Here is an 18,284-nt window from a genome sequence, read left to right on the forward strand (position 1 = left end):
ACCCGACACCACCCCGCCTTCGACAGTTTCCCGATGCTGTTGGAACGGCGGTCTTTGCTGCTGTTGGTGGGTGTCGACCCTGGTCGACACAGTAGATCCACGCCATGCGTGGATGAAGCATTCGCGATGGAGCCGAGCATCTGCTCGGCTCTTTTCGTTTGTGAACTGATGGATATGGATCCATCGGAAAGATGATCGCGTGGAACGAGCGGAGCGACCCGCTGTTGCTTTTGATTTTCTTCTTTGTTTTCCGTGGTGGACGCACACGGAAACCGTCAGGGGTCGGGCGGGGTGGGCTCGCGGGGGTGTCCGCCGCATGGATGCGGCGGCCAAGCCTACAAGGACGTATTCACGGCGCCCCCGCGAGCCCACCCCGCCCGACCCAAACACGGCTTGAGCTTCAAACCACCACGAGGGGCGCAGCCGTTGGCTGCAAACTCCGGCACAATCACAGCAGTGAATCCCCCAACTGCGGTGAGCGTGCAATGCGTATCCTGATCCTCGGCGCCGGCGGTACCGGCGGTTACTTCGGTGGTCGCCTGGCCCAGGCGGGCGTGGACGTGACCTTCCTCGTGCGCCCTGCCCGCGCCGCGCAACTGGATCGTGATGGCCTGGTGCTGCGCAGTCCGGTGGGCGATGCCACGTTCCCGGTGCAGCATGTCACCGCAGATGCCCTGGCAACGCTGGCTGCAGACACGCCGTTCGATCTGGTAATCCTCAGCTGCAAGGCCTACGACCTGGACAGCTCCATCGATGCCATCGCACCGGCCGTGGGTGCGGACACCACCGTGCTGCCGATCCTCAACGGCCTGCATCACTACAACGCGCTTGACGCGCGCTTCGGTCGCGATGCAGTGCTCGGTGGGCTGTGCTTCATCAGTGCGACCAAGGCGCCCGATGGTGCCGTGCTGCACCTGGGCAAGCCGGCCAAGCTGACCTTCGGCGAACGCGATGGCGGTGCGGTCTCCGCGCGCGTGCAGGCATTCGCTGCAGCCTGTGCACAGGCGAATCTCGATCATCTGGCCAGCGAACACATCGGCCAGGAACAGTGGATCAAGTACACGTTCCTCACCGCACTGGCGGCGGCCACCTGCCTGCTGCGTGCGGACATCGGCACCATCGTGGCTACCGACGACGGCGAGGCTATCGTGCGCGGCCTGTACGACGAATGCCTGGCGGTGGCCGAAGCTGCGGGCGAACCGGTGCCGGACGCTGCGCAGGACACCGCGCGTGGCACCCTGACCCAGGCCGGTTCGGCGTTGAAGGCGTCGATGCTGCGCGACCTGGAAGCGGGCCAGCAGGTGGAAGCCGCTCAGATCGTCGGCGACATGCTGGCGCGTGCGCGCGCCGCGGGCCAGGAAGCGTTGCTGCTGCAGGTGGCGTATAGCAGCCTGCAGGCCTACCAGGCCCAGCGCCCGAGCTGAAGCCGATGAACATGCCTGGCCCGTTGCCGAAGCGGGTACTGATCCTCGGCATGGGCTGGAGTGGGCGCGTGTTGGCTGCGCACCTTCAGGCCCAGGGCGTGCAGGTGGAAGGCACGGTGCGCGATCCGGCGTCAGCACCTGACGATGGCCTGCAGCGCCATCAGCTGCATGCCGACGCTGCGCTCTCACCCGCCCTGCTCGCTGCCATCGCACACGCCGACGCGGTGCTGTGCAGCGTGCCACCCGATGCCGAGGGCGACCCGGCACTGCGACTGCTGCATGCCGCGCTGCGCGACAGCGATTCATTGCGATGGCTCGGCTACCTGTCATCGACCTCGGTCTACGGCGACCGCGACGGTGGCTGGATCGACGAGAGCAGCGTTGCCGATGCCACAGAACCCGTGGGCATGCAGCGACAACTCGCCGAAGCGCAGTGGCGTGCGCTGGCGGATACGCGCGGCATCGCATCGGCGGTGTTCCGCCTGCCCGGCCTCTATGGGCCCGGGCGCAATGCGCTGCTGCAGCTGTCCCAAGGCCGCGCGCGGCACGTGGTGCGACCAGGGCTGGTGTTCAATCGGCTGCACGTCGAAGATCTGGCTGCCGTGGTGATCGCCGCGATCCGGCGCCCCATGGCCAATGCGCTGTATCTGCCGAGCGATGACGAGCCGGCGCCGTCGCAGGATGTACTGGCCTTCGCCGCGCAGCTGGGCGGGTTCGCCATGCCACCCGCGGTAGCCTGGGATGATCCATCGCTCAGCGCGACATTGCGGCGCTTTTACCAGAGCAACAAGCGCATCGACAGCCGGGGCACGCGCGAGGCGCTGGAGTGGACGCCGCGGTTTCCAACGTATCGGGAAGGGCTGACGGATCTTGTCGCTTCGCTCGCCGGGCATGGCCCGGCGCTACCGGATCCGGGCGTTCCCGGCTGACGGCTAGTGTCGGCCGCTGGCCGGCAGCACAATTTGATTGCCGGCCAGCGGCCGGCACTACCGTTTGCCGATCAGGCAGCGTCGGGCAGGCGGAAGAACGCACGCGCTGCGGCCGTGGCGTTCGCCGCCGTGGTCTGCACATCCTCGCCACGGTCCCGCGCCAGCTCTTCCACGATGTGCGACAGGAACACCGGTTCGTTGCGGCGGTCCTTCGGCATCGGCTTCAGGGTGCGCGGCAGCAGGTACGGCGCATCAGTCTCGATCATCAAGCGATTGGCCGGAATGTTCTTCACCAGCTCGCGCAGGTGCCCGCCACGGCGCTCGTCGCACAGCCAGCCGGTGATGCCGATGAACCAGTCCTGGTCCAGGTAATCGAACAGCTCCTGGCGCTCGCCGGTGAAGCAGTGCACCACGGCCGGACCGATGTGGCCTTCGAAGTTCTTCATCTGCGCCATGAAATCGGCATGCGCGTCGCGCTGGTGCAGGAACAGCGGCTTGCCATTGTCTGCAGCCAGCTGCAGCTGGCGCTCGAACGCGCGATGCTGCGCCGGGCGCGGCGAGAAATCGCGGAAATAATCCAGCCCGCACTCACCCACCGCCACGACTTCAGCGTGGGCATGCAGCGCGCGCATCTCCGCATCGCACTCGTCGGTGTACTCCACCGCGTGGTGCGGGTGCACGCCGGCGGTGGCGTACAGGAACCCCGGGTGCTGCTGCGCCAGCTGCAGGGCCAGCGGCGAATGCTCGCGGCTGGCACCGGTGATGATCATCTGCACCACACCGGCCTGCCGAGCGCGGTCCAGCACGGCGTCGCGGTCGCGGTCGAAGGAGTCGTGGGTCAGGTTGGCGCCGATATCGATCAGATGCATGGGGGCAGCAGGGACAGGAAAACCCGCGCATTGTACCCGTGCCCGCCATGGCCCCTTATCCTTTGCACATGAACGCCCCGCAATTCCCCATTTCGCCGCTGCTGCCGCAGATCCAGCAGCACCTGACCGCGCACCCGCGGCTGGTGCTGGAAGCCCCACCCGGCGCCGGCAAGACCACCCAGGTGCCGCTGGCGCTGCTCGATGCGCCGTGGCTGCAGGGCCGCAGGATCATCCTGCTGGAACCGCGCCGGGTGGCCGCGCGCAGTGCCGCGATGTTCATGGCGCGCCAGCTCGGCGAGGAGGTCGGCGGTACCGTCGGCTACCGCATCCGTTTCGAGAACAAGGTATCGGCGCGCACCCGCATCGAGGTGGTCACCGAAGGCATCCTGACCCGGATGCTGCAGGATGACCCGATGCTGGAAACTGTCGGCGCGATCCTGTTCGATGAATTCCACGAGCGCCACCTCAGCGGCGATCTGGGCCTGGCGCTGGCCCTGGACGTGCAATCGCAGCTGCGCGACGACCTGCGGTTGCTGGTGATGTCGGCGACGCTGGACGGTGAGCGCCTGACCCGCTTCCTCGATGCACCACGGTTGAGCAGCGAGGGCCGCAGCTATCCGGTGGCGATCAGCCACTTCCCTGCCCGGCGTGACGAGGCACTGGAGCTGCAGGTGCGGCGCGCGGTACAGCAGGTGCTGGCCGAGCACCCGGGTGACTTGCTGGTGTTCCTGCCCGGCCAGCGCGAGATCGCACGCGTGCAGGCCGGCCTGCAGGACAGTCTTGATGGCGCTGCGGTGGAGGTGCTGGCCCTGCACGGTGAACTGCCGGTGGAACAGCAGGCACGCGTGCTGCAGGCCTCCAACGACGGCCGCCGCCGCGTGGTACTGGCCACCAACGTCGCCGAGTCCTCGGTGACCCTGCCCGGCGTGCGCGTGGTGATCGACAGCGGTCAGGCACGCGAGCCACGCTACGACCCCAACAGTGGCTTCACCCGCTTGGACGTGGTGGCCATCGCGCAGGCCTCGGCCGACCAGCGTGCCGGCCGTGCCGGCCGTGTGGCCGAGGGCGTGGCGTGGCGGCTGTGGCCGCAGTCGCAACGGCTGGAACCGCAGCGTCGCGCCGAGATCGACCAGGTTGAACTGGCCGGCCTTGCGCTGGAACTGGCCGCCTGGGGCAGCAGTGACCTGCGCTTTCTCGACCCGCCACCGACGGGGCCAATGGCCGCCGCACGCGAACTGCTGCAGCGTCTGGGTGCGTTGTCCAGCAGCGGCGCGATCACCGCACTCGGCCGCCGCGTGCTGGCGCTGGGCACCCATCCGCGGATGGCCGCGATGCTGCTGGCCGCACCCAATGCCCGCGCGCAGGCGTTGGCAGCCGATCTGGCGGCATTGCTGGAAGCTCGTGACCCATTGCGCCAAGGCGGTGATGCATTGGCCGCACGCTGGCGCGCACTGGCGGCCTTCCGCAACGGCCGTGCGCCGGCCGATGCCAATCGCAGTGGCCTGGCCGCCATCGACGCCGCCGCCAGGCAATGGCGCCGCCGCCTGCGTTGTGACGCCACACCGCCCGCCAGCATCGAGGCCCACGAACTGGGCGACCTGCTGGCCCATGCCTTCCCCGACCGCATTGCCTTCCAGCATCCGAACGATCCGCTGCGCTACCTGCTGGCCAACGGCCGCAGTGCCAGGCTGCATGAACTGAGCGACCTGCGGGGCGAACCGTGGCTGGTGGCCAGCGAGCTGCGCTTCGAGGCGCGCGACGCGCTGCTGCTGCGCGCCGCACCGGTGGATGAAGGCTATCTGCGCCGGAGCTGGCCCGACCGCTTCGTGTCCGAAGACGCGGTGCGCTGGGATGACACCCGCCGCGCCCTGGTCGCGCTGCGCGAAACACGCTTCGACCGCATCGTGATGGACAGCCGTTCGGCTGGCCGGGTTGATCCGCAGCTGGCGGCACAGGCGCTGACCGATGCCGTTGCCGAGCTCGGCCTGCAGGCATTGCCCTGGACCGAGGGCCTGCGCCAGTGGCAGGCGCGGGTGGAATCGCTGCGGCGCTGGATGCCGGAGCTGGGCCTGCCCGACTGCAGTGACGTCGCATTGCTGGCCAACCGTGCGCAGTGGCTGCAGCCGGCGTTCGCGGGCAGGACACGTCTGGATGCGCTGGACGAGGCCAGTTTCGGTGAAGCACTGAAGGCGCCACTGGAGTGGTCGCAGCGGCAGCTGATCGAACGCCACGCGCCCACCCGGATCACCGTGCCGTCAGGGCTGGAGCGGCCGGTCACCTACGCGCTGGACGGTGAAACCGGCGAGCCGCTGCTGCCCGTGCTGGCGGTAAAGCTGCAGGAGTTGTTCGGCCTGGCCGACACGCCGCGCATCGCCGATGGCCGGGTGCCGCTGACCCTGCACCTGCTGTCACCGGGTGGCCGGCCGTTGCAGGTGACCCAGGATCTGCGCAATTTCTGGGAGAACACCTACGCCGAGGTGAAGAAGGAGATGAAGGGCCGTTACCCGCGCCACCCGTGGCCGGACGATCCGTGGACGGCCACGGCGACCCACCGGGCCAAGCCACGCGGGACCTGAGTGGCGGGGTCGGATCCCTTTGCATGGCAAAGGGCTCTGACCCCAAGGATGCGCGCCGGGGTCAGAGCCCTTTCCCAACGGAAAGGGATCCGACCCCAGCCCGCCCGTTCCTGAATGGCTGCGGTAGAGTCACACCACGCGCCCGCCTGACTGACATACCGTTTACGGGCAACAGGCGACACTGGACTTCGACCCGAGGCAAGGACACCCCCGCATGAGCAAACTGACCGTAATCACCGACCGCGCCCTGGAGCGCGCCCTCGACCTGGCCCACACCGCGGGCGATGGCCTGAAGAGCGCTGGCGGCAGCCTGCGTCACCTCGGCCCGCAGGCCAGCGACTGGATCAAGACCGGCGCTGCACTTGGCGCCGTGAAGACCGGCGGCAAGGTCGCCACCAAGTTCGCCCGTCGCAATCCGGCGGTGACCATCGCGGCAGCTGCCGTGGGCGTGGGCCTGCTGGGCTACGCGCTGTACCGCAAGCAGCAGAAGAAGAAGGCCGCCAATGGCCATGTCGTGAACGGCCAGGCCCAGCGCATCAATGCGCGCGACCGCCGCAATGACACCGTGGTCGACGAGCACAGCGATATCGGCAGCGACGCCTGATTGTCCGGGGTCGGATGCCTTCCGCAGGAAGGGCTCTGACCCCATGACGCTGCACGAGGGTCGGACGCCGCAAGGCCTCCGGCCTTTTTTCTTTCAGCCTATCTGCCGCCACTGCCCCGGCTGCAGGTCATCCAGCCGGTACGGCCCCATTGCAGCGCGTACCAGCCGCAGCGTCGGCAGGTTCACCGCAGCGGTCATCCGCCGCACTTGGCGGTTACGCCCCTCGCGGATCGTGATCGCCAGCCAGCTGTCGGGCACCGTCTTGCGGAAACGCACCGGTGGATCGCGGGGCCACAGCTCAGGCGCGGGATCGAGGCGCTCGATCTTCGCCGGCAGCGTCGGACCATCATTGAGCACCACGCCATCGCGCAGCTGCTGCAGCTGCTCGTCGCTGGGCGTGCCTTCCACCTGCACCCAGTAGAGCTTGTCCGCCTTGTGCTTCGGGTCGGTCAGCTTGTGCGCCAGCGTGCCGTTGTCGGTCAGCAGCAGCAGGCCTTCGCTGTCATGGTCGAGGCGGCCGGCAGCGTAGACGCGCGGCGGCAAGCCGAAACCGGCCAATGTAGGCCGCGGCGGCATGCTGCGGTCGGTGAACTGGCAGAGCACGTTGAATGGCTTGTTGAAGGCAATCAGCATCGCGGGGACGGCAGGCGGCGGGCAGGGCATTGTCCCATGCCACGCCGCGTGCTCGCCGGGCATGGCCCGGCGCTACCGGGTCACGGCTTCACGAAACGCAGGGTCATGCGGTCGCTTTCACCGATGGCCTGGTACTTGGCGTCGTCCGCCTTGTCATGCTGGTTGGTCGGCGGCAGGGTCCAGACGCCATTCGGATGGTCCTTGGTATCGCGCGGGTTGGCATTGACCTCGGTGCGCGCGTCCAGCTTGAAACCGGCGGCCTCGGCCATCGCGATCACCTGCTGCTGGCCCACATAACCGGTGTCGTCAGCGTCGGCCACGTCGGCCTTGGCGCGGTGCTCGACCACGCCGAGCACGCCGCCCGGCTTGAGCACGTTGAAGAAGCCCTGGAACATGCCCTGCGCCTGGCCGGCCTTGCGCCAGTTGTGCACGTTGCGGAAGGTCAGCACCACATCGACCGAGTTGGCTGCACCGAACACCGGCTTGGCCGGGTCGTAGGCGACCACGGCGGTCTTGTCGAACTGTGCCGGTGCGGCGGCGTACTTCTTTTCCAGGCTGTCGCGGCTGCGCTGCTGGTAGTCGCGGCCACGACCTTCCGCCACGGCCTGCGGATCGACCACCGCGGCGATGTAATGACCCTTGTCGCGCAGCAGCGGCGCCAGGATTTCCGAGTACCAGCCATTGCCGGGCGTGATCTCGATGACGGTCTTCTCCGGCGCCACGCCGAAGAAGCCCAGCGTCTGCGCAGGATGACGGAAACCGTCACGCTTGACGTTGGCCGGGTCGCGGGTCGAGGCCTTCACCGCCGCATCGATCGCCGGCGACACCTGGATCTTTGCCGGTGCGACCGTGGCCGGTGCAGCGAATGCGGGAACGGCGACCAGCAGCGCCGAGGCAAGCAGCACGCGGCAACCACGCAGGGATGAGGCAGCAATCATCGGGGCGACTCCAGCGGAAGATGCGGCGAGACTAGCAGCCGCCGCGCCGCAGGTGTTCACAAAACGTTAGCCGCGTGCGCGTCGCGGAACACAGTTTTGTGGTCAGCGCCGCAGCGCGGTCACACAGCGCGCTCTATCCTGAAGGACTTCCCCCAAGGAGTCCGTGCCCATGACGGCAATTCGCGAACTGGGCCGTTCCGGCCTGCATGTAGCTCCACTCGCCTTCGGTGGCAATGTGTTCGGCTGGAGCGCCGATGAGAAAGCCAGCTTCGCCCTGCTGGATGCCTTCGTTGATGCCGGCTTCAACCTGGTCGACACCGCCGATGTGTACTCGGCGTGGGTGCCGGGCAACCAGGGTGGCGAGTCGGAGACGCTGCTCGGCAAGTGGTTCGTGCGCAGCGGCAAGCGTGACAAGGTGGTGCTGGCGACCAAGGTGGCCAAATGGGCCGAGCGGCCCGGCCTCACCCCGGACAACATCAACGCAGCGGTGGAAGATTCGCTGCGTCGCCTGCAGACCGATGTGATCGATCTGTACCAAGCCCACGAGGACGATGAATCCACGCCGCTGGAAGCCACCCTGGCTGCGTTCGGTCGCCTGATCGAGGCGGGCAAGGTGCGCGCGATCGGTGCGTCCAACTACAGCGCCACGCGTCTGGCCGATGCCTTGAAGGTCTCTACCGACTACGGGCTGCCGCGCTATGAAACCCTGCAGCCGGAGTACAACCTGTACGACCGCGCCGGCTACGAGAAGGAACTGGAACCGCTGGTGCAGCGCGAGCAGATCGGCGTGATCAACTACTACGCACTGGCCAGCGGCTTCCTCAGTGGCAAGTACCGCACACCGGATGATGCCGGCAAGAGCAGCGCGCGTGGCGCCACGGTGGTCAAGCGCTATCTGAACCCGCGCGGCCTGCGCATCCTGCAGGCGCTGGATGACGTGGCCAGCAAGCACAACGCCACTGCCGCGCAGATCGCGCTGGCCTGGCAGATCGCACGGCCGTCGATCACCGCACCGATTGTCAGTGCCACCAGTGTGGAACAGCTGCACGACCTGCTGGCGGCAGCGAACGTAGCGTTGAGCGCGCAGGACGTGGCGCAGCTGGATGCGGCCAGCGTGGAAGGTTGAGGAAGGACGGTGTCGACCAACGTCGGCACCATTCAGTAGATCCACGCCACGCGTGGATGCAGCAGCTCAACGCGGCAGGCTGTCTTCGCCGACCAGCGCGTGGTGCACGCCGATACCCGCGCGCACCCCTTCGGCCATGGCCAGGGTGATGTTGCCGACTGTGGTCGCATCACCGGCCGCATGGACGTTCGGCACCGAGGTCTGTTTCATCATGTCCACCTCGATCAGCACGCCCAGCGGACTTTCCACCAACGCGCAGCCCAGTTGCTGTACCAGCGGCGTGGCCATCGCTTGGCCGGCAGGCACGAACAGCGCACGCTGGGCGATGCGGCGGCCATCGGCCAGTTCGACCTCCAGCCAGGTGGGCTGATCGCCGTGCACGCCCACCACCGGCCTGGTTTCGATCTGCACGCCGCGCTGCTGCATGGCGGCCAGCTCCTCGTCGCTGATCGGCAGGCCCTGGCTGAAGAAGGTGACGTTGCCCCAATCGGCGAACAGCGGCGCCTTGCCGGCCGACATCGGATGGCCGCCGAGCAGGCCGATCGAACCGCCGCCCACTTCGTAACCGTGGCAGTACGGGCAATGCAGCACGGTGCTGCCCCAGCGTTCGGCGATGCCGGGCAGTTCGGGCAGCTGGTCGGCGATGCCGGTGGCCAGCAGCAGCTTGCGCGCGGTCAGCACCTGGCCGTCGGCGGTATGCACCTCCACACCATCGGCGCTGGCCGTGGCCCGCACGGCTTCGGCATTCAGCCAGCGCACGGTCGGGTAGTCCAGCAACTGCTGGCGCGCGTTCTTCAGCAACTCGGCGCCACTGATCCCGTCCATGCCCAGCACGCCGTGCGAATGGCTGGCGAAGCGGTTTCGCGGCGAACCCGCGTCAATGATCGTGACCGGCCGACGCGCACGCGCCAGGATCAGTCCGGCGGCGATGCCGGCGTAGCTGCCGCCGACGATGAGGACATCAGGATTCATGGTGAGCTTCCAGGGAACGGTGATGGGCAAGATGGCGGGCGAAGTCGGCGCCAAGCTGGTCGAGGGTGGTTGCCTGCAGCCGCTGCTCGAGCAGGCGCTGCGCTTCGCGGGCGCTCTCCAGCAGGGCCTGGTTGACCAGTTGCTGGATCGGGCAGCCGCCCATGCCTTCGCGGGTACCGACCTGGACCATCGGCGGCGCGCCGATGGCCTGGTAGACGTCGTGCAGGGTGATCGTCGCCGCATCGCGGGCGAGCTGGCTGCCACCACCGTGGCCGCGCGTGCTGCGGACCAGGCCGGCCCTGTGCATCTGCGCCAGCAGGCGGCGGATCACCACCGGATGGGTCGGCAGGCAGGTGGCCAGCTGTTCGGAGGTTCGCGGCCCGGGCTGGCCGACCAGATGGGCCATCACGTGCAGAGCGTCGGAAAGGGGGTTCGCGGATTTCATGTAACTACAATAGTTACATTTAAACCAGCTGTCGAGGGTCTGCTTTCGTTCCATATGGACACATTTGTCCTATGAAACACATTCTTCACATCGTTAAACAGAACGGAAATGTGACAAACATCGCACTTCAGAGACCTAAAGGATGGTCGATACCGCATCGCACCCCTTCCGAGATCTCGTCCCATGAAAGCCTCTTCCCATGCGCCGCGGCTGCAGTCGAAGCTGCTCGGTGCCGTTTCTGTTGGTCTGGCTGTTGTCCTGATATGCGCCTTGGCGGGCCTGGCGTCGGCCTGGTTGAAGCTGTCCACCGAAGTCCCTCCGGAGGTCGCCCACAGCCGCGACGCCGAGCGCCTGCAGCGTGAGTTCCGCGGGCAGGTGCAGGAATGGAAGAACGTGCTGCTGCGTGGCCACGATGACGCGTTGCGCCGGCACCACCTGCAGGCCTTCGACAGCGAAGGCCGCCTCGTTGCCAAACTGGCCAAAGGCCTGGCCGCCAGCCCCGATGCGCGCACGCGGGAACTGGCTCAAGCGTTTTCCGGACTGCACGCACAGTTGCAGCAGGACTACCACGCGGCGTTGCAGGCCTTCGCTGACGCCAGCTACGACCCTGCGGTGGGCGATTCACTGGTGCGTGGCAAGGACCGTCCGGTGGCCAGTGCACTGGATGCCTTGAGCGTGCGTGCCACCGAGGTGGCCGAGGCTGCAGTGACGGCGCGTTCGCAGGATTCCCGGCAGGTGCTGGTGGCGTGCGCCGCGCTGACCATCGGCGCCGCCGTGCTGCTGCTGATCGCCCTTGGCTGGTGGCTGCGGCGCGCCGTGGTGCAGCCGGTGCTGGCGGTGGAAGCGGCCGCGCGTGCGGTCGCCGCCGGCGACCTCGACCACGTGGTGCAGGTGCGCAGCCGCGACGAGATCGGTCGCCTGGCACAGGCGATGCAGGCCGTGCAGAGCACCCTGCGTGGTGTGCTTGATGCGCAGACCGCGATGGCCAGGGCACACGACGCAGGCACGATCAGCCACCGCATGGATAGCAGCGCCTTCCCCGGCGCCTACGGCACGATGGTGGCCGACACCAACACCTTGGTCGATGCCCACATCCAGGTGAAAATGCGCGCGATTACGATCATGGGCCGCTATGCAGTGGGCGATCTCAGCCTGGACATGGAGCGCCTGCCGGGCGAAAAAGCCGTGATCACCCAAGCGCTGGATGCGGTCAAATCCAACCTCGGTGCGATCAACGGCGAGATCCGCCGCCTGGCCGAAGCCGCTGCCGCAGGCGACTTCAGCCAGCGCGGCGACAGCGCGCGCTTCGAGCATGATTTCCGCGCGATGGTCGAGGGCCTGAACCGGTTGATGCAGACCACCGAATACAACCTCGGCGACGTCTCGACGATGCTGCGTGCCATTGCCGATGGCCGCCTGGGTGCACGCATGCACGGCGATTTCCAGGGCGTGTTCGCCCGCATTGCCGGCGATGCCAACACCACGGCGGCACAACTGGCCACGATCGTCACCGACATCAAGCACGCCTCGGGCAACATCCACACCGCCGCCGCCGAGATTGCCGCCGGCAACAACGACCTGTCACGCCGCACCGAACAGCAGGCGGCGAACCTGGAAGAAACCGCCGCGTCGATGGAAGAACTGACCTCTACGGTGCGCCAGAACGCCGAGCATGCGCGGCAGGCCAACCAGCTGGCGATCGGTGCGCACAGCGTGGCCTCGCATGGTGGTGAAGTGGTCGGCCAGGTCGTGGCGACGATGGATGCGATCGAAGGCTCGTCGCGGCAGATCGCCGACATCATCAGTGTGATAGACGGCATCGCATTCCAGACCAACATCCTGGCGTTGAATGCGGCGGTGGAAGCGGCGCGTGCCGGTGAGCAGGGCCGCGGCTTCGCGGTGGTCGCCAGTGAAGTGCGTACGCTCGCGCAGCGGTCGGCGGCAGCGGCCAAGGAAATCAAATCGCTGATCGAGGCGTCGGTGGAACAGGTGGGCCACGGTGCGCAGCGTGTGCGCCAGGCCGGCGACACCATGGCTGAGATCGTCGCTTCGGTGCAGCGCGTGACCGACATCATGGCTGAGATTTCGGCTGCCTCGCAGGAGCAGTCGGCCGGCATCGAGCAGGTCAGCCAGACCATCATCCAGATGGACGGCACCACCCAGCAGAATGCTGCGCTGGTGGAAGAAGCGAGTGCGGCGGCGCGCAGCCTGGAACAGCAGGCGAACCGCTTGATCGACTCGGTGGATGTGTTCGATCTGGGAGCCGCGACGGCAGCGAAGGGTGCCTTGGCGCACGCGGCGTGATTGTGTCGTGTGCCGGCCAGCGGCCGGCACTACCGGGCAATATGCATACGGGTAGTGCCGGCCGCTGGCCGGCAACCCACACAATGCATCAGCGCAGGTAATCCGATGCAGCCATCGCTTCACCCAGGTAATCCAGGAACGAGCTGATACGCGCCGATACGGCCGTGTTGCGGTAGTACACCGCGTGGATCGGCTGGTACACATCCAGCGTCTGTGCGGCCAGCACCGGCACCAACGTGCCGGCCGCACGATCACGTTCGGTCACGAAGTCGGACAGGCAGGTGATGCCCACGCCCTCCACCGCCAGCGTGCGCAGGGTCTCGCCGCTGGACACCGCGATATCCGGGCGCACCAGCAGCTGCCCATCGGCATCGCCCGGCAGTGGCCAGCGGTTCAATGACTCCGGCTCGTTGAACCCCAGCAGCGTGTGCTGACCCAATGCCGCCACGCTGGTCGGCTCCCCGTGCGCGGCCAGATAGCCCAGGCTGGCCAGCAGCTGCAGCCGGCAGCGCCCCAGCGGCCGTGCATGCAGGGTGGAATCGGCCAGCGGGCCGATGCGGATCGCCAGGTCGGTACGCCGCTCCAGCAGGTCGATGTAGCGCTCGGAACTGTTCAACTCCAGCTGCACCTCCGGGTAGCGCGCGCGGTAGCCGGCCACCAACGGCGCGATCACGTGCAGCACGAACGGCATCGCCGCATCCACCCGCAGCCGGCCAGCCGGACGTTCGCGCCGCGCAGCCATCTGTTCCTCGGCCGATTCCACCGCATCGATGATCGCCCGGGCATGGCGCAGGTAGGCCTCGCCCTCGGCGGTCAGGTGCAGGCGGCGGGTGGTACGGGTCAGCAGGGTCGTGCCCAGCTTGTCCTCCAGCCTGCCCAGCGCGCGGCTCACGCCTGAAGGCGTCTGCCCCAGCTGCTCGGCGGCGGCGCTGATCGAACCGCTGTCGATCACCGCCAGGAAGGCCTGCATTTCGTCGAGGGTGGTTTTCATGCCGTCATTATTGACCACCAGGCAAGAGTGATTGGCGTGAAGACCGGTTTTTCGGCAAAGGTCGGCCGCGCACACTGCGCGCCTTCCTTCCCTCTGGACACTGTCATGATCCGTGGCATTCCGCTCGCCCTGCTGGCGCTGACCCTCGGCGCCTTTGCCATCGGCACCACCGAGTTCGTCATCGTCGGCCTGATCCCGACCATCGCCGCCGACCTGCAGGTCAGCCTGCCGTCGGCGGGTCTGCTGGTCTCCCTGTATGCCCTCGGCGTGGCCGTCGGCGCACCGGTGCTGACCGCGCTCACCGGCCGTGTGCCGCGCAAGACGTTGCTGGTGGCGCTGATGGTGCTGTTCACCCTCGGCAACGTCATCGCGTGGATGGCACCGGGTTACACCTCGCTGATCGTCGCCCGCATCCTCACCGGCCTGGCCCACGGCGTGTTCTTCTCGATCGGCTCGATCATCGCCACCGCGGTGGTGCCGAAGGAGAAGGCCGCCAGTGCCATCGCCATCATGTTCACCGGCTTGACCGTGGCACTGGTGACCGGCGTACCGCTGGGCACCTTCATCGGCCAGCACCTGGGCTGGCGCGCTACGTTCCTGGCCGTGGCCGGGCTGGGCGTGATCGCGCTGCTGGGCGCGCTGCTGTTCGTGCCGCGCGGCCTGGCACAGAGCGCGCCGGCCACCTTCCGCCAGCAGCTGGGCGTGCTTGCGCAGCCGCGCCTGCTGATGGTCTACGCCATCACCGCACTCGGCTACGGCGGCACGTTCCTGTCCTTCACCTACCTGACGCCGATCCTGCAGGACGTCACCGGCTTCTCGGCCAACGCGGTCAGCCTGGTGCTGCTGGTGTATGGCGTGTCGGTGGCGATCGGCAACCTGTGGGGTGGCCGCATGGCCGACCGCATGGGTCCGGTGCCCGCGCTGAAGCGCATCTTCGCGCTGCTGGCCGTGGTGCTGCTGGTGATGACCTTCACCGCCCACAACACCTGGCTGATGCTGCTGACCGTACTGGCATTGGGCGCAGTGGCATTCGGCAACGTGCCCGGCCTGCAGGTGTATGTAGTCAAGCAGGCACAGCGCTACGCACCGCAGGCCACCGATGTGGCCTCGGGCCTGAACATCGCCGCCTTCAACATTGGCATCGCACTGGGTGCGTCGCTGGGCGGCCTGGTGGTCGAGCACATCGGCCTGATGCATACGCCGTGGCTGGGTGCGCTGGTGGTGGTCGGCGCGTATGGCCTGACCGTACTGAGCGGCCGCCTGGACCGTCGCGACGGCATCGATGATCGCGCCGAGGGCATCACGGTGGCGGCGCATTGATGAGCGCAATGCACCGTTGCCGGCATGCACACGGCCCCTGCCCTACCCTCTGCAATCACCTCCTTCCCCCGCTTTGGAGTTCCCCATGACTGTCCCCGCTTTCGGCCTTGGCACCTTCCGCCTGAAAGACCAGACCGTGATCGACTCGGTGCGCAACGCACTGGACGTCGGCTACCGCGCCATCGACACCGCGCAGATCTACGGCAACGAAGCCGAGGTCGGCCAGGCCATCGCCGAGTCCGGCGTGCCGCGTGACGAGATCTACCTGACCACCAAGGTGTGGATCACCGAGTTCAAGCGCGACGCACTGCTGGCGAGCCTGCGCACCAGCCTGGGAAAGCTGCGCACCGACCATGTCGACCTGGCGCTGATCCACTGGCCGTCGCCGAACGACAAGGTCGATACGCCGATGGAGGAGTACCTGACCGCGCTGGCTGAAGCCAAGGCGCAGGGGCTGACCCGCGAGATTGGCATCTCCAACTTCACCATCGCCCAGACCCGCAAGGCGATTGAGATCCTCGGTGCCGATGCGATCGCCACCAACCAGGTAGAGATCCACCCGTACCTGCAGAACCGCCTGCTAGTGAAGTTCCTGCAGGACAACGGCATCCACGTCACCGCGTACATGAGCCTGGCCTATGGCGAGGTGACCAAGGACCCGGTGATCCAGGCCATCGCCGGCCGCCATCAGGCCAGCCCGGCACAGATCGCACTGGCGTGGGCGCTGCAGCAGGACTACGCGGTCATTCCGTCGTCGACCAAGCGCGAGAACCTGGCCAGCAACCTGGAAGCGGCAGCGATCCGCCTGACCGAGGACGACATGGCCCAGATCGCCAAGCTGGACCGCGGCCATCGCCTGGCCAATCCGGAAGGCATTGCGCCGGCTTGGGATTGATCTGATGTTGTAGAGCCGAGCCCACGCTCGGCTCTCTACAGGGCGGTGCACGGCGCGGCGCCGCTCGCAACATCGCGCAGATTGTTCAGAACCTCCTGCACCTCCAGGGGCTTGCACAGGAATCCGGCTGCGCCCAAGGCCTGCGCCCGCTCGATCACCTGCACGCGGGTATCCGCACTCATCACCAGGACAGGCGGTGGAGCAGGCAACTGCCCGATCATCTCCAACACCTCCCAGCCGCTGCAACCGGGCATGTGCAGATCCAGCAGCACGACATCAGGCGCCAGCGCTTCAATTGCCTCCTGCGCCTCACGTCCATCACCCCGACAACTGATGCGATGTCCGGCGCAATCCAGCAGCTTCTCGACCACCTGTCGATTGGTCTCCACGTCCTCGAACAACAGGCAATGCAGAGACCTCACAGAGGCCGAATGATCCTGCAGCAACCGGTCCAGTGAAGGTGCCGCTGGTGCCTCTTCGGCGACAGGCACCGTGAAGCGCCACACGAAGAGTCCGCCACCCGACACGCTGCGGCCGACCTCGACCGATCCGTTCATGGCGTCCGATATCCAGCGCACAATGTAGAGGCCCAGCCCAACGCCCTGCTCGCAACGAGCCTCGCCTTCACTGAGCTGGACGAAGGGCGAAAAGATCGAAGCACGATCCTTTTCATCGATTCCGTTGCCCGAATCAGATACTGCAATACGCACATCCCAGTTCGAACCGCTACGCACAGCCCGCACGGCAACATCTGCCTGGCTGCCCATCGGACTGAACTTGATGGCATTGCCAACCAGATTGGTGATGACCTGCTCGATCCGGCCAGCATCGGCCAGCATCCAGATGGCGCTGGTATCCCCATCGACACGAAGAACGACCCCTTTGTCGGCGGCGCAGGGTTCGCAGCTGGCCAGCATCGCATCGAGAATGGACGCCAGTGAGCAAGCCTCCGAACGAAGCTGGAGCGCTCCGCCATCAATACTGGCTACATCAAGTACGTCGTCGATACGGTTACGGAGCGCACGGGCGTTCTTTGCAACAACGTCCAATGCGCGGCGCTGGGCCTGCGCGATGTCATCAACCTCCATCAACTGGATACCGTTGATGATCGCGTTCAGCGGCGTACGCAGTTCATGGCTCATGGCGCCGACGAAGCGCCCCTGCGCGCTGCGTGACGCGACGGCCTTCAGCGCGATGTCCCGCATCGCGGCCACCATCGCAGCGACCACGGCGGGCAACAGAATGGTCAAGCACAGCGCGTAGGCAAGGTAGGCAGGACGAGAGATCCAGTAACCATCCGGAGCGGCCGACAGCAGTGCGATCGTCGTGGCAGCGATTGCCGGCACAATCGCTCTGCGTCCGTAGATGGCCGTTGCAGCGATCACCAGGAAGGGCAGGATCGCGTTCAGCGCCATCAGCAGGATGAACGCAGGTGCGACCTGCGCGCCGATCATCACCAGGCTGAGTACCAGGCCTGCTGCATCACGCCACTGCGTGCCTCGATCCGGGAAGCGGTTGATCCACAGCGCCCATGCGCAGGCGACCGCAAACAGCACGATGGACGCGGGTAGTACATGCACCGCCTCGTTCACAAGAACAGGTTGTGGCCCCTTCGTCCAGAGATAGCACCAGAGTACGACCAGAGCCTGCAACAGCACCCTTATCCAGCTTGCGCGCGGCTCCTGCAGGCAGGACAGCAGCAGACAAAGGCGATGCATTCCCAGCGACCGTGCGGCGCGAAGCAACGCAGTGGGTTCAGCGTTTGCGAAGGGAGTGTCCGAATATGGCATCTCAGTCTCCTTGCAGGCGCAGAGATACATGATGGCGGCGCAGAAGGCGCTGTGCGGCGCCGGCCACAGCACAACAACGAGGCGCGATCGATTCCATCGGCGCGCCCATGCGCAGCGTTTCGCTCAGCTCATCGCAGGCATGGGCAATCACGGAACTGCCCAGTGCAGCAGTGACACTCTTCAGGGCGTGCACCCGGACGATGGCGGCTTCGGTGTCGCACCCCAGTCCCGCCGCGGTCTCGGCTATCCAACAGGAAATTGCCTCATCAATGCTCGCAATGAACGCCCCCAGCTGATCCGGCGCAACCCTCGCCACCAACCGCAGCATGGCTTGCTCACCTATTTCAGGTGTCGCATCGCTGCACATCCGCGGACATTGCCCTGCCCTTTGGATCGTCTGCTCCATTGAGTCTCTCCCAAGTCGCGAATGGCATAGCTACATCTCACTCACATCAGTCCAGAGCGGTC

Annotated in this window: 16 protein-coding genes; 8 read left to right on the forward strand and 8 right to left on the reverse strand. The window is 66.7% G+C overall.

Features of this window, described 5'->3' with window-relative positions:
- Positions 1–485 precede the first annotated feature (485 nt).
- Both panE and ACEF39_RS20280 read left to right on the forward strand, forming a co-directional pair.
- The gene (panE, locus tag ACEF39_RS20275) at positions 486–1,424 is read left to right on the forward strand and encodes a 2-dehydropantoate 2-reductase (RefSeq protein ID WP_500286378.1); all 939 of its coding nucleotides are present in this window, start codon (positions 486–488) and stop codon (positions 1,422–1,424) included.
- Positions 1,425–1,435: 11 nt separating this feature from the next.
- Positions 1,436–2,353: an NAD-dependent epimerase/dehydratase family protein gene (locus ACEF39_RS20280; RefSeq protein ID WP_500288058.1), complete on the forward strand. Its 918-nt coding sequence runs from the start codon at positions 1,436–1,438 to the stop codon at positions 2,351–2,353.
- Between the two features lie 71 nt (positions 2,354–2,424).
- Here ACEF39_RS20280 and ACEF39_RS20285 read toward each other — a convergent pair whose 3' ends face one another.
- The gene (locus ACEF39_RS20285; protein ID WP_500286379.1) at positions 2,425–3,222 is read right to left on the reverse strand and encodes a TatD family hydrolase; all 798 of its coding nucleotides are present in this window, start codon (positions 3,220–3,222) and stop codon (positions 2,425–2,427) included.
- 68 nt (positions 3,223–3,290) lie between these two features.
- On the opposite strand from ACEF39_RS20285, the gene hrpB reads away from it, so the two are divergent.
- Positions 3,291–5,798: an ATP-dependent helicase HrpB gene (gene hrpB, locus ACEF39_RS20290; RefSeq protein WP_500286380.1), complete on the forward strand. Its 2,508-nt coding sequence runs from the start codon at positions 3,291–3,293 to the stop codon at positions 5,796–5,798.
- A 214-nt stretch (positions 5,799–6,012) separates the two neighbouring features.
- Positions 6,013–6,402, forward strand: coding sequence for a hypothetical protein (locus ACEF39_RS20295; RefSeq protein ID WP_025877588.1), 390 nt, complete (start codon positions 6,013–6,015; stop codon positions 6,400–6,402).
- A gap of 93 nt (positions 6,403–6,495) precedes the next feature.
- On the opposite strand, the gene ACEF39_RS20300 is transcribed toward ACEF39_RS20295, so the two are convergent.
- Entirely contained in the window at positions 6,496–7,035 is a 540-nt protein-coding gene (locus ACEF39_RS20300; RefSeq protein ID WP_180165013.1) for a pseudouridine synthase, read from the reverse strand.
- Between the two features lie 80 nt (positions 7,036–7,115).
- On the reverse strand, positions 7,116–7,973 hold the full coding sequence (locus ACEF39_RS20305) for a class I SAM-dependent methyltransferase (RefSeq protein ID WP_500286381.1): 858 nt from the start codon (positions 7,971–7,973) through the stop codon (positions 7,116–7,118).
- Positions 7,974–8,142: 169 nt separating this feature from the next.
- Here ACEF39_RS20305 and ACEF39_RS20310 point away from each other — a divergent pair, with 169 nt between their 5' ends.
- On the forward strand, positions 8,143–9,099 hold the full coding sequence (locus ACEF39_RS20310; protein WP_500286382.1) for an aldo/keto reductase: 957 nt from the start codon (positions 8,143–8,145) through the stop codon (positions 9,097–9,099).
- Between the two features lie 66 nt (positions 9,100–9,165).
- On the opposite strand, the gene ACEF39_RS20315 is transcribed toward ACEF39_RS20310, so the two are convergent.
- Positions 9,166–10,071 carry an NAD(P)/FAD-dependent oxidoreductase gene (locus ACEF39_RS20315; RefSeq protein WP_500286383.1) on the reverse strand — a complete coding sequence of 302 codons (906 nt, stop codon included), beginning with the start codon at positions 10,069–10,071 and terminating at the stop codon, positions 9,166–9,168.
- Positions 10,061–10,516 carry an Rrf2 family transcriptional regulator gene (locus ACEF39_RS20320; protein ID WP_500286384.1) on the reverse strand — a complete coding sequence of 152 codons (456 nt, stop codon included), beginning with the start codon at positions 10,514–10,516 and terminating at the stop codon, positions 10,061–10,063. Before ACEF39_RS20320 ends, ACEF39_RS20315 begins: the two co-directional genes overlap by 11 nt.
- 183 nt (positions 10,517–10,699) lie before the next feature.
- On the opposite strand from ACEF39_RS20320, the gene ACEF39_RS20325 reads away from it, so the two are divergent.
- Complete coding sequence (locus tag ACEF39_RS20325; protein ID WP_500286385.1) at positions 10,700–12,820, forward strand: methyl-accepting chemotaxis protein; 2,121 nt, start codon at positions 10,700–10,702, stop codon at positions 12,818–12,820.
- An 88-nt stretch (positions 12,821–12,908) separates the two neighbouring features.
- On the opposite strand, the gene ACEF39_RS20330 is transcribed toward ACEF39_RS20325, so the two are convergent.
- Entirely contained in the window at positions 12,909–13,811 is a 903-nt protein-coding gene (locus ACEF39_RS20330; protein WP_500286386.1) for a LysR substrate-binding domain-containing protein, read from the reverse strand.
- A gap of 105 nt (positions 13,812–13,916) precedes the next feature.
- Between ACEF39_RS20330 and ACEF39_RS20335 the strand changes: the two genes are divergently transcribed.
- A complete protein-coding gene (locus ACEF39_RS20335; protein WP_089237714.1) occupies positions 13,917–15,131 on the forward strand; it encodes an MFS transporter in 1,215 nt (404 codons plus the stop codon).
- 85 nt (positions 15,132–15,216) lie between these two features.
- Entirely contained in the window at positions 15,217–16,026 is an 810-nt protein-coding gene (gene dkgB / locus ACEF39_RS20340; protein WP_500286387.1) for a 2,5-didehydrogluconate reductase DkgB, read from the forward strand.
- 35 nt (positions 16,027–16,061) lie between these two features.
- Here the strand turns inward: dkgB and ACEF39_RS20345 are convergent, their stop codons facing one another.
- Together ACEF39_RS20345 and ACEF39_RS20350 are read right to left on the reverse strand one after the other, a co-directional pair.
- Positions 16,062–17,816: an ATP-binding response regulator gene (locus ACEF39_RS20345; protein ID WP_500286388.1), complete on the reverse strand. Its 1,755-nt coding sequence runs from the start codon at positions 17,814–17,816 to the stop codon at positions 16,062–16,064.
- Between the two features lies 1 nt (position 17,817).
- Positions 17,818–18,222: a hypothetical protein gene (locus ACEF39_RS20350; protein ID WP_500286389.1), complete on the reverse strand. Its 405-nt coding sequence runs from the start codon at positions 18,220–18,222 to the stop codon at positions 17,818–17,820.
- Positions 18,223–18,284: the final 62 nt, after the last annotated feature.

It is taken from the genome of Stenotrophomonas indicatrix (assembly GCA_041545745.1).
Taxonomy (GTDB): Bacteria; Pseudomonadota; Gammaproteobacteria; order Xanthomonadales; family Xanthomonadaceae; genus Stenotrophomonas; species Stenotrophomonas indicatrix_A.

Excerpts from the sequence above, each read along its gene's own strand:
- panE (WP_500286378.1), top strand. The coding sequence starts at position 486 with ATGCGTATCCTGATCCTCGGCGCCGGCGGTACCGGCGGTTACTTCGGT.
- ACEF39_RS20280 (WP_500288058.1), top strand. The coding sequence starts at position 1,436 with ATGCCTGGCCCGTTGCCGAAGCGGGTACTGATCCTCGGCATGGGCTGG.
- ACEF39_RS20285 (WP_500286379.1), bottom strand. The coding sequence starts at position 3,222 with ATGCATCTGATCGATATCGGCGCCAACCTGACCCACGACTCCTTCGAC.
- hrpB (WP_500286380.1), top strand. The coding sequence starts at position 3,291 with ATGAACGCCCCGCAATTCCCCATTTCGCCGCTGCTGCCGCAGATCCAG.
- ACEF39_RS20295 (WP_025877588.1), top strand. The coding sequence starts at position 6,013 with ATGAGCAAACTGACCGTAATCACCGACCGCGCCCTGGAGCGCGCCCTC.
- ACEF39_RS20300 (WP_180165013.1), bottom strand. The coding sequence starts at position 7,035 with ATGCTGATTGCCTTCAACAAGCCATTCAACGTGCTCTGCCAGTTCACC.
- ACEF39_RS20305 (WP_500286381.1), bottom strand. The coding sequence starts at position 7,973 with ATGATTGCTGCCTCATCCCTGCGTGGTTGCCGCGTGCTGCTTGCCTCG.
- ACEF39_RS20310 (WP_500286382.1), top strand. The coding sequence starts at position 8,143 with ATGACGGCAATTCGCGAACTGGGCCGTTCCGGCCTGCATGTAGCTCCA.
- ACEF39_RS20315 (WP_500286383.1), bottom strand. The coding sequence starts at position 10,071 with ATGAATCCTGATGTCCTCATCGTCGGCGGCAGCTACGCCGGCATCGCC.
- ACEF39_RS20320 (WP_500286384.1), bottom strand. The coding sequence starts at position 10,516 with ATGAAATCCGCGAACCCCCTTTCCGACGCTCTGCACGTGATGGCCCAT.
- ACEF39_RS20325 (WP_500286385.1), top strand. The coding sequence starts at position 10,700 with ATGAAAGCCTCTTCCCATGCGCCGCGGCTGCAGTCGAAGCTGCTCGGT.
- ACEF39_RS20330 (WP_500286386.1), bottom strand. The coding sequence starts at position 13,811 with ATGAAAACCACCCTCGACGAAATGCAGGCCTTCCTGGCGGTGATCGAC.
- ACEF39_RS20335 (WP_089237714.1), top strand. The coding sequence starts at position 13,917 with ATGATCCGTGGCATTCCGCTCGCCCTGCTGGCGCTGACCCTCGGCGCC.
- dkgB (WP_500286387.1), top strand. The coding sequence starts at position 15,217 with ATGACTGTCCCCGCTTTCGGCCTTGGCACCTTCCGCCTGAAAGACCAG.
- ACEF39_RS20345 (WP_500286388.1), bottom strand. The coding sequence starts at position 17,816 with ATGCCATATTCGGACACTCCCTTCGCAAACGCTGAACCCACTGCGTTG.
- ACEF39_RS20350 (WP_500286389.1), bottom strand. The coding sequence starts at position 18,222 with ATGGAGCAGACGATCCAAAGGGCAGGGCAATGTCCGCGGATGTGCAGC.